Source organism: Pseudomonas aestiva (genome assembly GCF_039908605.1).
Taxonomy (GTDB): Bacteria; Pseudomonadota; Gammaproteobacteria; order Pseudomonadales; family Pseudomonadaceae; genus Chryseomonas; species Chryseomonas aestiva.
Genome location: NZ_CP150916.1, coordinates 3573501 through 3586430, shown reverse-complemented (window position 1 = coordinate 3586430; position 12930 = coordinate 3573501). Strand labels below are relative to the sequence as shown.

General features: G+C 67.0%; 12 protein-coding genes and 1 pseudogene. 4 read left to right on the top strand and 9 right to left on the bottom strand.

Going from position 1 to position 12930, the window contains the following annotated elements; all coding sequences use genetic code 11:
* Positions 1-226: 226 nt before the first annotated feature.
* From AABM56_RS16665 to AABM56_RS16635, 7 genes and pseudogenes are all read right to left on the bottom strand, one after another.
* Positions 227-904 carry a type 1 glutamine amidotransferase domain-containing protein gene (locus AABM56_RS16665; RefSeq protein WP_347883512.1) on the bottom strand — a complete coding sequence of 226 codons (678 nt, stop codon included), beginning with the start codon at positions 902-904 and terminating at the stop codon, positions 227-229.
* Positions 905-1050: 146 nt separating this feature from the next.
* Positions 1051-2301, bottom strand: a complete 1251-nt coding sequence (locus tag AABM56_RS16660) for a hypothetical protein (protein WP_133862643.1) — start codon at positions 2299-2301, stop codon at positions 1051-1053.
* A 177-nt stretch (positions 2302-2478) separates the two neighbouring features.
* Positions 2479-3653, bottom strand: a pseudogene (chrA, locus tag AABM56_RS16655) (chromate efflux transporter).
* 10 nt (positions 3654-3663) lie between these two features.
* On the bottom strand, positions 3664-4089 hold the full coding sequence (gene arsC, locus AABM56_RS16650) for an arsenate reductase (glutaredoxin) (RefSeq protein WP_133862645.1): 426 nt from the start codon (positions 4087-4089) through the stop codon (positions 3664-3666).
* Entirely contained in the window at positions 4086-5171 is a 1086-nt protein-coding gene (gene arsB / locus AABM56_RS16645; protein WP_347883511.1) for an ACR3 family arsenite efflux transporter, read from the bottom strand. The genes arsC and arsB overlap by 4 nt, the downstream gene beginning before the upstream one ends.
* A 48-nt stretch (positions 5172-5219) precedes the next feature.
* Positions 5220-5543, bottom strand: coding sequence for a metalloregulator ArsR/SmtB family transcription factor (locus AABM56_RS16640; protein ID WP_133862646.1), 324 nt, complete (start codon positions 5541-5543; stop codon positions 5220-5222).
* Between the two features lie 69 nt (positions 5544-5612).
* Positions 5613-6500 (bottom strand): LysR family transcriptional regulator, encoded by an 888-nt coding sequence (locus AABM56_RS16635; protein WP_133862647.1) that lies wholly within the window; start codon positions 6498-6500, stop codon positions 5613-5615.
* 101 nt (positions 6501-6601) lie between these two features.
* Here AABM56_RS16635 and AABM56_RS16630 point away from each other — a divergent pair, with 101 nt between their 5' ends.
* Together AABM56_RS16630 and AABM56_RS16625 are read left to right on the top strand one after the other, a co-directional pair.
* A complete protein-coding gene (locus tag AABM56_RS16630; protein WP_133862648.1) occupies positions 6602-7135 on the top strand; it encodes a GNAT family N-acetyltransferase in 534 nt (177 codons plus the stop codon).
* Positions 7135-8295, top strand: coding sequence for an MFS transporter (locus AABM56_RS16625; protein WP_133862649.1), 1161 nt, complete (start codon positions 7135-7137; stop codon positions 8293-8295). Before AABM56_RS16630 ends, AABM56_RS16625 begins: the two co-directional genes overlap by 1 nt.
* Here AABM56_RS16625 and AABM56_RS16620 read toward each other — a convergent pair.
* Together AABM56_RS16620 and mntR are read right to left on the bottom strand one after the other, a co-directional pair.
* Positions 8292-9605 (bottom strand): PAS domain-containing methyl-accepting chemotaxis protein, encoded by a 1314-nt coding sequence (locus AABM56_RS16620; RefSeq protein WP_133862650.1) that lies wholly within the window; start codon positions 9603-9605, stop codon positions 8292-8294. The two genes, AABM56_RS16625 and AABM56_RS16620, sit on opposite strands and share 4 nt — an antisense overlap.
* Before the next feature lie 101 nt (positions 9606-9706).
* A complete protein-coding gene (mntR, locus tag AABM56_RS16615) occupies positions 9707-10156 on the bottom strand; it encodes a manganese-binding transcriptional regulator MntR (protein ID WP_017640022.1) in 450 nt (149 codons plus the stop codon).
* A 218-nt stretch (positions 10157-10374) separates the two neighbouring features.
* Here mntR and AABM56_RS16610 point away from each other — a divergent pair, with 218 nt between their 5' ends.
* Entirely contained in the window at positions 10375-11721 is a 1347-nt protein-coding gene (locus tag AABM56_RS16610) for an Nramp family divalent metal transporter (RefSeq protein ID WP_133862651.1), read from the top strand.
* 124 nt (positions 11722-11845) lie between these two features.
* Entirely contained in the window at positions 11846-12859 is a 1014-nt protein-coding gene (locus AABM56_RS16605; protein ID WP_133862652.1) for a YrzE family protein, read from the top strand.
* Positions 12860-12930: the final 71 nt, after the last annotated feature.

The following is a 12930-nucleotide window of genomic DNA, read 5'->3' as shown; positions in this document are numbered from 1 at the left end:
GAGCGCCGGTGAACAGCCTGGACGATTGTTGGCGACCAAGCGCTTGGCGGAGACCTCTAGTGGTCGTTCAGCGATGAAGACAGGGGCGCCTGGCCGGTCCGCCTGAGCATTCGGGAACGGGGGCAGCCCTGTGCTCAGCTTTACCGCGCGCGAGCCGCCAGGTCGGTGGTGATGGACCACAATGAAAAAGCCCGCCATTAGGCGGGCTTTTTCAGGTTCGGGTTGCTCAGCCCAGCTTGGTCAGCAGGGCATCCGCCGCCGCTTCCGAACTGGCCGGATTCTGGCCGGTGACCAGGTTGCCGTCCTCCACTACGAACTCGCCCCAGTCCGGGCCTTTTTCGTAGCGGGCGCCAAGCTTCTTCAGCTCGTCCTCCACCAAGAAGGGCACCACGTCGGTGAGTTGCACGCCGGCTTCTTCGCTGTTGGTGAAGCCGGTGACGGTGCGGCCCTTGACCAGCGGCGTGCCGTCGGCGGCCTTGACGTGGCGCAGCACGCCGGGGGCGTGGCAGACCAGGCCGAAGGGCTTGTTGGCCTGGGCGAAGGCTTCGAGCAGGGCGATGGAGTCGCGGGACTCGGCGAGGTCCCAGAGCGGGCCGTGGCCGCCGGGATAGAAGAGGCTGTCGTAGTCCTCGGCCTCTACCTCGGCGAGCTTGACGGTATTGGCCAGGGCCTGCTGCGCTTCGGGATCGTTCTTGAAGCGTTCGGTGGACTCGGTCTGGGCGTCGGGGGCGTCGCTCTTGGGGTCCAGCGGCGGTTGGCCACCGGCGGGGGAGGCCAGGGTGATCTCGGCACCGGCATCCTTGAAGACGTAGTAGGGGGCAGCGAATTCTTCCAGCCAGAAACCGGTTTTCTTGCCGGTGTCGCCGAGCTGGTCGTGGGAGGTCAGGACCATCAGGATCTTCATCGCGCGTTCCTCGTGTTCGGAAGGGTATCGCTAGACAGACCCTGGGTCCCTGCCGTGAGTGCCCGGCTCTTGTGGTAAGCCACGAGTACCTCACAGAAGCGGCCGGCGAGCCGCCCGGTTGGGGCGGCCGTGGCGTTCAGGGGCGATCAACCCCAGCCAAGCGTGCCGCCCGGCTCATAGCGCTCACGAGCGGAGACGGTGCTGGCGACGTCATCGAGGTTATGAACGCCTACCAGTTTGATCAGCGAGTCCAGGTTGTCGACCTGGCCTTCGTAGCCTGCGTCACGGAAGACATAGGTGTCCTGGCCGTAGTGGAAAACGGCGGCATTAACCAGGCCGGTGGTGGACTGGGTCACGGTGTTGAGCGCGGCGAACAGGCTGGTCGCCTTCGCCAGGGCGGCGTCCTGGATGGTGACCACGGCTTTCTCGTCGTACACCGCGAAGCCGAAGATGATGTGGTCATCGTTCGCGTTGTAGTCCGTGACCGTCACATGGTTGGCGGCCAGGGAACGGTTGGCGGCGGCGCTGCTACTGCCATCGAAGTTGACCAGACTAGGTTCGAGGCTCAGGTAATCGGGCCCTTCGCCCAGGGTGATGGTGGCCCCGTGACCGTAGCTGCCGCTCAGGTTGGCGTTGTGGGCGGCCACGCCCTTGGTGAACAGGAGGTCCACGTAATCGTTGCCAGCGCCGGCGTTGATGGTGACATCAGCCTGCTGGATATGGGCGCTGATCTGATCGCTACCGGCGCCGGTATCGACGGTGATGGCCTTGACCCGCGAGTGGGCGAGGGAGGCGACGCTATCCAGTTCCGCGGCGGCGATGGTGCTGACACTCACCGAGTCCTTGCCGCTGCCGGTGATCACGCTCTTCAGGAAGGCGCTCTGGCTGGCATAGGTGTAGTCATGGCCTTCGGTGTAGCCATGCAGGAAGTCAATCGACAGGCCGGCAGTGGAGGTAGAGCCGTCGAAGGTCTGCAGGCCATCGAAGTTGTCCAGAGTGATGATGTCGCCTTCATTGAACTGATTGGTCGGCACGTCGGTGAGGCTGACGGTCAGCTTGGCGATGCTCGAATCCAGGGTGCTGTCGCTGGTGGTGGCGCCGCGGGTATGGCCGTCGAGGCGGGTGATCTGGTCTTCCCAATGACCGGTCAGGGTCAGTTCGTTCAGGGTAGAGCCGGCAGCATAGTGCGGGCCCTTGGTGTCGAAGGTCTTGGCGAAGCCGACGTATTCGGGCGCGGCATTGATATCCAGGGTAAGGCGCGGCTGGCTCTGGAAGGCGTAGTAGGTAACGCCATCAAAGGTGCCGGCCGGCTTGGCGGGCGCGGCGGCCAGGGGCGCCTTGGCAAGGGCAGCGGTGAACAGGGGGGCGGTGGTGTCCAGGGGATTCTTGTAGGTCATGGCGGTCATCCTTAATGCAGGTCAGGCCGAGCGCTCGCTGGACACGTTCTCGCGCAGGGCAAGACGTTTCATACAGCTGAACGTCACGCCGACAGTGCCTAGCTTTCCACGGAGCTACAGCGAACCACGCCGCAATTTCATCGGGCCACTAGTGGCACGCCGCTAAACGGTAGTGCGCTAAAAGTTCAACAACCAGGCGGCCAGAACGACCAATAGCGCGATCAGGACGGGCGACCAGCGGGTGCTCAGGAGCAGCACCAGGGCCAGCGCGGCCAGCGCGACGTCCAGCGGGCCGCGGATGCCTCCCGTCCAGACCGGATCGTAGAGGGCCGCCAGCAGCAGGCCGACCACCCCCGCGTTGAGTCCGGTCAGGGCGCGTTGCCAGCCGGGGTGCTGGCGCAGGCTCTGCCAGAAGGGCAGGACGGCGAGCAGGATGAGCGCGCCGGGCAGAAAGATCAGCAGGGTCCAGAGCAGGCCATTGAGCCAGGCGGGCAGGGCGGCGGGCACAGGGCACCCAGGTAGGCGGCAAAGGTGAACAGCGGTCCGGGCACCGCCTGGGCCAGGCCGTAGCCGGCCATGACCTGGCCATCGCTGACCAGGCCGCCGGGCACCACTACCGCCTGCAACAGCGGCAGCACCACATGGCCGCCACCGAAGACCAGGGCGCCGGCGCGATAGACACCCTCGGCCAGGTGGCTCCAGGCGGGCAATAGCAGCAGCGGCAGCAGGAACAGCAGCAGGGCGACGACCCCCAGGCGCCGGGAGAGTCCGGTTCGCAGGACCAGGGCCGGCGGCGTGGCGGTCGGTGCCAGTGCCAGGCGACCGACCAGGGCGGCCAGGCCTAGCCCCGGCAGTTGCCCCGCCGAACCGGGCAGCCAGAGCGCCAGGCCGGCGACGACCAGCGCCAGGACGCGACGCGGCGTATCCGGGCACAGGCTGCGGCCCATACTCCAGACCGCCTGGGCCACCACCGCCACGGCAAACACCTTGAGCCCATGCACCGCGCCCGAGTCGGCCAATCCCGGCGCGTAGGCGAGGCCCAGGGCGAACAGGATCAGCAGCAGGGCGGAGGGCAGGGTGAAACCGAGCCAGGCCGCCAGCAGGCCCCAGCCGCCGGCGCGCCCCAGGCCCAATGCCATGCCGACCTGGCTGCTGGTCGGACCGGGCAGCAGCTGGCAGAGCGCGACCAGCTCGGCATAGGCTGCTTCATCCAGCCATTGACGGCGGGTGACGAAGGCCTGGCGGAAATAGCCCAGGTGGGCGATGGGCCCGCCAAAGCTGGTGCAGCCCAGGCGCAGAAAGATCAGGAAGACCTGCCAGGCGCTGTCCTTATCGCGGGCGATGTCGCGCATGGCGGCCCGATCAGCCGCGCGGCGTCGCAGAAGGAGCCACCACCTCGCCGTCTTCCTTGACGAAGGGTCCGCGCTGCGGCTCGGGCAGGATCTCCAGCACCCGTCCCGAGGGGCGGCAAAGCCGGGTACCCAGGGCGGTCACCACGATGGGCCTATTGATCAGGATAGGGTGCTGGAGCATGGCGGCGATCAGGGCCGCGTCATCCAGCCGCGGATCGTCCAGGCCCAACTCGGCGTAGGGCGTACCCTGCTGGCGCAGCAGCTCCCGTACCGGCATGCCCAGGTCGGCGATCAGCCGCTCCAGCTGCGCCTTGTCGGGCGGTGTCTCCAGGTAGTGGATGACCGTCGGCTCGACGCCGCTGTTGCGAATCAGGCCCAGCACGTTGCGCGAGGTGCCGCAGGCGGGGTTGTGGTAGATCGTGATGGCGCTGTTCATGGATGGTCTCGACGGGCGGAAAGGGCGCCGCGTTCGTACCAGCCGCGGGAGCCGTTCACCAGGCGCACGACCAGCAGCATCAGCGGTACCTCGATAAGGACCCCCACCACGGTAGCCAGGGCGGCGCCCGAGTGGAAGCCGAACAGGCTGATGGCGGCGGCCACCGCCAGTTCGAAGAAGTTGCTGGCGCCGATCAGCGCCGAGGGACAGGCGACGCTGTGGCTCTCGCCCACCTGGCGATTGAGCCAGTAGGCCAGGGCCGAATTGAACAGCACCTGGATCAGGATGGGCACGGCCAGCAGGGCGATCACCAGCGGCTGCGCCAGGATCGCCTCGCCCTGGAAGGCGAACAGCAGCACCAGGGTCGCCAGCAGGGCTCCCATCGAGAAGGGCCCCAGGCGGGCCAGGGTGCTGTCGAAGGCGGCCTGGCCCTGGCGCAGCAGCGTGCGCCGCCAGAGCTGGGCGAGGATCACCGGCAGCACCAGGTAGAGGATCACCGAAAGCAGCAGGGTGGCCCAGGGCACCGCGATCGACGACAGACCCAGCAACAGACCGACGATGGGGGCGAAGGCGAACACCATGAGGGTGTCGTTCAGTGCGACCTGGGACAGGGTGAACAGCGGATCGCCCTGGGTGAGTCGACTCCAGACGAAGACCATGGCCGTGCAGGGCGCCGCCGCCAGCAGGATGAGTCCGGCGATGTAGCTGTCCAGCTGCTCGGTCGGCAGCCAGGGCGCGAAGAGCTCCCGAATGAACAGCCAGGCGAGCAGCGCCATGGAGAAGGGCTTGACCGCCCAGTTGACGAACAGGGTGACGCCGATCCCGCGCCAGTGCTGGCGGACCTGACCGAGGGCGCTGAAATCCACCTTGAGCAGCATCGGCACGATCATGATCCAGATCAGCAGGCCGACCGGCAGATTGACCTGGGCCAGCTCGATCCGGCCGATGAAGCGGAACAGGCCCGGTGCCAGCTGGCCGAGGGCGATGCCGGCGACGATGCAGAGCGCCACCCAGAGGCTGAGGTAACGCTCGAAGGTGTTCATGGCGGGTGCTGCCGGTGGGCAGGCGTGGGGACTGTGCATGGCGGCGGGCCTGGTCGGATGATCGGTGGATGGGTGCGGGTCAGCGGATCAGCAGGCACAGCGCGGCGATTCGCTGACCACGCAGTCGCCGCCGGCGCAACAGTGCTCGGTCAGATAGCCGAGCAGCGCATTCATGTGCTCGTAGGCCGCCCGATAGATCAGGTTGCGTCCCTGGGACTCCACCGTGACGAGACCGGCATTGGCCAGTTCCTTGAGGTGGAAGGAGAGGTTGCTGCGGGCCACCTCGAGCTGGTCGGCCAACTGGCTGGGCATGAGGCCGGCCGTGCCGGCGACCACCAGGGCGCGGAAGACCCTCAGGCGCTGGGCATGGGCCAGGGCGGAGAGGGCGGATACGGCGAGTTCTTCCTGCATGATTCGATAATTCAATGATCGTTGAATTATCGAATCATAAGGCGTGGCGGCCGCGCGGTCGAGCCCTGCTCAGCGACGCAACCGCCGGAGCGCTTCCAGCACCTGCTGCAGCGGGCGGCTCAGGGGTTTGTCGCGGCGCAGCACCAGGGCCAGGGTGCGGGTCAGGGGCGGCGCCAGTGGCTGGACCCTCAGGCCGTGGCGATGGTGCTCGGTGGCCACGGCGATGCCGGGCACCAGGCTGTAGCCGAGTCCGGCGGCCACCAGTTCCTTGAGCGCCTCGATGCTGCCCAGCTCCATCACCGGCCGGCTGGCCTGGCCGGCGCGGCGGAACCAGTCGTCGATTAGCAACCGGGTGCTGCTGCCGGTCTCGAAGGCCAGCAGCGGCGCCTCGGCCAGTTCCGCCGGGGCCAGCGTACCTGTCGGTAACGGACTGGCAGGCGGTAGCAGGGCGACGAAGGCATCCTCCAGCAGCGGCTCCACCTGCAGGTTGCGGCCACTGGCGGGCAGGGTGACCAGGCCCAGGTCGAGGCGGTTGTCTTCCACCGCCCGCAGGACGTCCAGGGTGTTGCCGGTGCTGACCCGCACGTCCAGCTGGGGAAAGCGCTGGCGCAACTGGCCCAGCAGCGGCGGCAGGAGATGGATGCAGGCGGTGGCGCCGGTGCCGATGGCGACCCGTCCGCTGACCGTCTCGCCATGGCTGGCCAGGGCCTGCAGGGCCTGGTCCACCGCCGTCTGGATCTGTTCGGCGTGGTCAAGCAGCAGACTGCCCGCGGCGGTGGGCTTGAGTCCCCGTCCCAGGCGCTCCAGCAGCTTGAGACCCAGGCGCCGTTCCAGCTGGCGGATCTGCAGGCTGACCGCCGGCTGGCTCAGCCCCAGGCGATCGGCCGCGGCGGAAAAGCTGCCGGTGGCGACGACCTGGACGAAGGTCTGCAACTGGGTGAAGTTGAGGTCGGCCATGCCAAGGTTTCACTTATACCGGTGATAACCGAGCATAGCTTTATCTTTGGCTGGCCGTCCCGGCATGATCACTTAATCGACCCCGCGAATGGACCTCTCCCGTGAACACCGCTCTGCAGTTGCGCGATGCCACCCCCGCCGATCTGCCGGCCATCCAGGCCATCTATGCTGAACACGTGCTGCGCAGCTGCGCCAGTTTCGAGCTGGAGCCACCGGACCTGGCCGAGCTGGAGCGCCGGCTGGCAGCGGTGCGCCAGGCCAGGCTGCCTTACCGGGTGGCCGAACGGGACGGCGCGGTGGTGGGCTATGCCTATGCGGTGCTCTATCGCCCGCGACCGGCCTATCGCCATACCGCGGAAGACTCGGTGTATGTGCGCGACGGCCTGGGTGGCCAGGGTATCGGCCGGCGGCTGCTGGAAGAGATCGTCGCGGCCTGCATGGCGGCGGGCTTTCGCCAACTGGTGGCGGTGATCGGCGACAGCGCCAACCAGGGCTCCATCGCCCTGCACCAGCGCCTGGGGTTTCGCACCGTCGGCACCTTCGAGGCGGTGGGTTTCAAGCATGGGCGCTGGGTGGACACGGTCCTGATGCAGCGCAGCCTGGGTGAGGGCGAGCGGACCCCGGGTACGCGCTGATGACGCCGATGCCGAGCGATCGCGCCATCTGGCAGCTGGGGCTGATGCAGTTGCTGGCCTGGGGGCTGGCCTTTTATCTGCCGGGTGTCTATGGCCCGGCGATGGCCGCGGGACTGGGCTGGGACGCGCGCTGGGTCTATGGCGGCTTTTCCCTGGCGATGCTGACCATGGGGCTGGTCTCACCCTTCAGCGGCGCGGTGATCGAACGCCTGGGCGGCTGTCGTACCCTGCAACTCGGCCTGGTGCTCGATGCCCTGGGTTGCCTGGGCCTGGCGGCGGCCCAGTCGGCGCCGCTGTTCTACCTGGCCTGGGTGACCCTGGGCGTGGGTATGCGCCTGTCGCTGTACGACGCCGCCTTCGCCACCCTGGCGCGCCTGGCCGGCGAGCGCTCGCGGGCGGTGATGGTGCGCATCACCCTGCTCGGCGGGCTGGCCTCGGCGGTGTTCTGGCCGCTGGGGCACTGGCTGCTGGAGGTGCTGGGCTGGCGCCTGGGGCTGGTGGTCTATGCCGGCATCGCCCTGGCCGGCGTGCTGCTGCTCTTGCCGCTGCCCAATGTGCGTGGGCGCCTGCCCAGTGCCGAATTGCCGCCCGCGGCAGGGGGCGGCTCGCCGCGCCTGGCCGGCGTGCTGTTCGCCACCGGGATGGCGTTGATCGGCTTTCTGTCGGCGGGGCTGTCGGCCCATCTGCCGGCGCTGCTGGCCGAGCGTGGGGTGCCGGTGGGGGTAGCGGCGCTGTGGGGGATCGGCCAGGTCTGCGCGCGGCTGGCGGAGCTGGCTTCCGGCCAGCGGCTTTCGGCGCGTCAGCTCAATCTGGTGCTGGGCCTCGGCCTGCCGCTAAGTTTTGCCCTGGCGCTGGCGAGCGAAGGCCATCTCGGTCTCACCGCCGGCTTCGTCTTTCTCTATGGCGCCCTCAACGGCCTGGTGGCGGTGCTGCGGGCCAGCCTGCCGCTGGAGTTGTTCGATCGGGCGCTCTATGCGCGCCTGACCGGCAAGCTGCTGGCGCCGAGCTTCCTGCTCTCGGCGGCCGCGCCCTGGTGCTATGCCCTGGCTCGGGAGAACTGGGGTGACCGTGGCCTGCTCGGGCTGTGCCTGCTGGTCAGCCTGGGGGTGACCCTGGCGGCGCTGGGGCTGCTCGGGTGGCGGCGTCCGGCGCCGGGCTAGTTGAGGCGGCGGGCGAACTGACCCACCGCCCCGACCACGCGCTGGGCGCCGTCCTGGATCTCGGTGATGCGGGTACCCGCGGCGTTGGCCAGTTGCAGGCCCTGTTCCGCCTGGTGCTTGCTCGCCGCCATGTTGGCCACGGCGGTCTGCGCCAGTTGCTGGTTCTGCTGCACCACCCCGACGATCTCCTCGGTGGCCTTGCTGGTGCGGCCGGCCAGTTGGCGGACCTCGTCGGCCACCACGGCGAAACCGCGGCCCTGTTCGCCGGCCCGTGCCGCCTCGATAGCGGCGTTGAGCGCCAGCAGGTTGGTCTGTTCGGCGATCCCGCTGATGGTCTTGACGATGGTGCTGATCACCAGCGACTGCTCGCCCAGGGCCTCGATGCCGTTGGACGCGACCTGCAATTCCTCGGCGATCTTGCGCATCACCGCGACGGTGTCCTGCACCACCTCGGCGCCCTGACGAGCGCTTTCGTCGGTCTGCTGGGAGATGTCGAAGGCGACCTTGGCCGCCTCGGCCACCGCCTGTTCCTGTTCCACCTGGGCGGTGATGACGGTGGCGAATTTCACCACCTTGTACAGCTCGCCACGGGTATTGAGGACCGGGTTGTAGGAGGCTTCCAGCCAGACGGTGCGACCGTGGCTGTCGATGCGCTTGAAGCGGCTGGCGATGAATTCGCCGCGATTCAGCCGTGCCCAGAACGCCTGGTAGTCGGCGGAGTGACTCTCTTCGCTAGTGCAGAACATGCGGTGGTGCTTGCCCTGGATCTGCTTGAGTGAATAGCCCATGCCCTGCAGGAAGCGGTCGTTGGCGGTGAGCACCTCGCCGGCCAGGTTGAATTCGATGACCGCGGTGGATCTCAGCAGGGCATTGATCAGACCGGAGTGCTCGGTGGAGGTCTCCACCTGTTCGGTACGGTCGTTGCCGTAGCAGATGGTCTTGTGAATCCGGCCATCGGCGTCACGCAGCGGCTGCCAGGTGGCATAGAGCCAGGCTTCCTGGCCGTTGGCCCGCAGCAGGCGGTACATGCCGCTGGTCTGCTGGCCCTGGCTGAGTGCGCTCTTGAGATCGCGATAGCAGGGCAATTGTTTGACGTATTCGGGAATGAAGGCATCCAGCGGACGCCCCACCACGTTCTCGGCGCGATAGCCCATCTCACGGCAGAAGCGCTCGTTGACCTTCTCGATGTTGCCACGGTCATCCACGGTAAGACTGAGCGCCTGGCTTTCGAAGCCCGCGTGCAACTGACGCAATTCGGCGACTTCGGCACGCAGTTGGGCGAGTTCGGTCTTGAGGGGGCGATTGAACATGGCAGGGCACCGAGAGGAGTGAAAGTATGACTTCCACTACTTCGACGGTGCCGGGATTTTCTTAAGGGAAGCTGAGCGACTTTCGACTAAAGCCGCAGGCGTCAGGCCTGACGGCTGGCGATGAAACGGCGGAAGACGGCCAGGGTGGCCTCGCTGACATGGTGCTCCATGCCCTCGGCATCGCGCCGTGCGGTATCGGCGTCCACGCCCAGGGTCAACAGAAAGGTCTCCACCACGTGGTGGCGCGCGCGACTGGCTTCGGCCAGGGCTTCGCCTTCGGGGGTGAGGAAGACGCCGCGATAGGGACGCTGCACGATCAGGCCGGCGGCGGCCAGGCGCTTGAGCATCTTGGCCACGGTCGGCTGGGCGACGCCGATGCGCGCGGCAATATCCACCTGACGGGCTTCACCGCCGTCCCGGATGAGGTCGGAAATGAGCTCGACATAGTCTTCGATCAGCTCCTGACGATGGGCTTCGCGGACCTGTTGAAAACCTTCCATATGAATGGATGGATCGACCAACCGATTCAGCAGTTCGTCGTCCTTTGTCATGTTGCCCACCTGAATGACCTTCTCCGCAAAGACCTGAGGCGCGTCGAGAGGACGCGTGCGGGCGCCATTTTGACCGAGTTGCGAGCGAATACCAAAGATTCCTTCGCCAATGGGCGTTATCGACGGATGAGATAGAGATTTTTTATTGCTGGATGTGTGAATTTTAGCCTAGGCTAAATTCTCCAAAGGGTAGTCCTACCTTGCCGCACGAGTCCGCCATGAAAGAGTCCGCCAGCTACGTCGAGCCTGCCTGGCAGGAGCCTGCGCCGTCCGCCCGGCCCAGCCTGGGGCGGATGAATGCCAGCGTGCCGGTTCCCGAAGGCGGCAGCTGGCTGCGCCGGCTGCTGGCCTTTATCGGCCCCGGCTACATGGTCTCGGTGGGCTACATGGATCCGGGCAACTGGGCCACGGACCTGGCCGGTGGCTCGCAATTCGGCTACCTGCTGCTGTCGGTGATCCTGCTCTCCAATCTCATGGCCATCCTGCTGCAGGCCCTGGCCGCACGCCTGGGCATCGCCACCGGGCTGGACCTGGCCCAGGCCTGCCGCGCGCGCTATTCGCGGCCGGTGAGCCTGCTGCTGTGGATCGCCTGCGAGATCGCCATCATCGCCTGCGACCTGGCCGAGGTGATCGGCACCGCCATCGCGCTGAATCTGCTGTTCGGCATCCCGCTGATGTGGGGCGCCATCCTCACGGCGCTGGACGTCTTTCTCATCCTGTTACTGATGAATCGCGGCTTTCGCTGGCTGGAAGCCTTCGTCATCGCCCTGCTGACGCTGATCTTCGTCTGCTTCGGCGTGCAGATGGTGCTGGCCCAGCCGTCACTGGCGGCGATTGCCGACGGCTTCCTGCCCAAGGCGGAGATCGTCACCAATCCGGCCGCGCTGTACCTGGCCATCGGCATCATCGGTGCCACCGTAATGCCCCATAACCTCTATCTGCATTCGTCCATCGTGCAGACCCGCGCCTATCCGCGCACCGAGGCCGGGCGGCGAATGGGCCTGCGCTGGGCGGTGGCCGACAGCACCCTGGCGCTGATGCTGGCGCTGTTCGTCAACGCCGCCATCCTGATCACCGCCGCGGCGGTGTTCCACAGCGCCGGGCGCACCGACGTGGCCGAGATCCAGAACGCCTACCACCTGCTGTCGCCGATGCTGGGCGTCGGCATCGCCTCGCTGCTGTTTGCGGTGGCGCTGCTGGCGTCGGGCATCAACTCCACCGTCACCGCGACCCTGGCCGGCCAGATCGTCATGGAGGGCTTCCTGTCGCTGCGCATTCCCGACTGGGCGCGGCGGCTGATCACCCGGGGCATCGCCGTGATCCCGGTGGTGGTGGTGACCGGCCTCTATGGCGAGAGCGGTACGGCCAAGCTGCTGGTGCTCAGCCAGGTAGTGCTGTCCATGCAACTGCCCTTCGCGGTGATCCCGCTGGTGCGCTTCGTCTCGGACCGCCAGCTGATGGGCAGCTTCGTCATCGGTCGGGTCACGCAGGTGCTGGCCTGGGCGATCGCCGGGCTGATCGTGGTGCTCAATGTGAAGCTGCTGGCCGACATCCTGCTCGGATAGCGGACAACTGAGGTCCTACGACCTCTGAGGGCTCTGGAACAAGGGTCTGGGAACTTCCGAAAGCGTGACGGTATCAATCCGTTACCACAATAAGTTCTTCTCATAACCACCCGGAGCACTTGCCATGTCCTATGACGCCCGTCACACCCCAGCCTATGCAGCCACCACGGCCACCGCCACCGCGCCTCTGCTGAAGCGCATTTCCTGGAGTTCGATCATCGCCGGCGTGGTCATCGCCCTGACCGTTTCGCTGCTGCTGAGCCTGCTCGGCACCGCCATCGGCTCGGCTTCCATCGATCCGCAACAGGAAGCCAATCCGCTGTCCGGCCTGGGCAAGGGCACCGGTATCTGGGTCGGCGTCAGCGCCGTGGTCTCGGTCTTCGTCGGCGCCTGGATCGCCGGTCGCCTGGCGCAGCGCGAAGGCGCCCTGCACGGCATCCTGGTCTGGGCCAGCGTGACCCTGGTCAGCGTCTATCTGGTGTCCAGTGCCGTGAGCGGCGTGGTGCGTACCGGTCTGAACGTGGCGGGCAGTGGCCTGTCGATGGTCGGCAGCGGCCTGTCCCAGGCGGCACCGGCCCTGACCAACCAGGTTCAGGACCAACTGCGTCAGCAGGGCATCCAGCTCGACCTGGGTGATCTGCAGAACGAACTGGAAACCGCGCTGCGCCAGACCGGTAAGACCGAGCTGCAGCCGGAGAATCTGCAGCAGCAGGCTCAGGGCGCCGAACAGGATGCCAAGAACACTGCCCAGAACAGCGCCAACAATCCGCAGCAGACCGATGACCAGCTGGGTGCCCTGCTGGATCGTCTGAAGCAGCGTGGCGACCAGGCCTGGAACGCCGCTGACCGTCAGGCACTGGTGAACCTGATCAAGGCCCGCACTGGCAAGAGCGACGCCGAGGCCAACGCCATCGTCGACAAGGCCCAGCAGACCTATCAGCAGGCCTATGCCAAGTACCAGGAGCTCAAGGCCCAGGCCGAGCAGAAGGCCCGCGAAGCGGCTGACGTGGCTGCCCGCAAGGTCTCCCAGGCCAGCTGGGTCCTGCTGATCAGCCTGGTGATCGGCGGCATCGTCGGTGCCATCGGTGGTGCCCTGGGTCGTCGTACCCAGCCGGCCAACAAGGTGGTCGCCGCCTAAGCGCAACCTCTGGCGGATCCCACGGGATCCGCTGCCAAGGCACGAGGCCCGGACTGGCGACAGTCCGGGCC

Coding starts and splice junctions, on each gene's coding strand:
- AABM56_RS16660 (WP_133862643.1), bottom strand. CDS start 2,301: ATGACCTACAAGAATCCCCTGGACACCACCGCCCCCCTGTTCACCGCT.
- AABM56_RS16610 (WP_133862651.1), top strand. CDS start 10,375: ATGAAAGAGTCCGCCAGCTACGTCGAGCCTGCCTGGCAGGAGCCTGCG.
- AABM56_RS16620 (WP_133862650.1), bottom strand. CDS start 9,605: ATGTTCAATCGCCCCCTCAAGACCGAACTCGCCCAACTGCGTGCCGAA.
- arsB (WP_347883511.1), bottom strand. CDS start 5,171: ATGCACAGTCCCCACGCCTGCCCACCGGCAGCACCCGCCATGAACACC.
- mntR (WP_017640022.1), bottom strand. CDS start 10,156: ATGACAAAGGACGACGAACTGCTGAATCGGTTGGTCGATCCATCCATT.
- AABM56_RS16625 (WP_133862649.1), top strand. CDS start 7,135: ATGACGCCGATGCCGAGCGATCGCGCCATCTGGCAGCTGGGGCTGATG.
- AABM56_RS16605 (WP_133862652.1), top strand. CDS start 11,846: ATGTCCTATGACGCCCGTCACACCCCAGCCTATGCAGCCACCACGGCC.
- AABM56_RS16665 (WP_347883512.1), bottom strand. CDS start 904: ATGAAGATCCTGATGGTCCTGACCTCCCACGACCAGCTCGGCGACACC.
- arsC (WP_133862645.1), bottom strand. CDS start 4,089: ATGAACAGCGCCATCACGATCTACCACAACCCCGCCTGCGGCACCTCG.
- AABM56_RS16640 (WP_133862646.1), bottom strand. CDS start 5,543: ATGCAGGAAGAACTCGCCGTATCCGCCCTCTCCGCCCTGGCCCATGCC.
- AABM56_RS16635 (WP_133862647.1), bottom strand. CDS start 6,500: ATGGCCGACCTCAACTTCACCCAGTTGCAGACCTTCGTCCAGGTCGTC.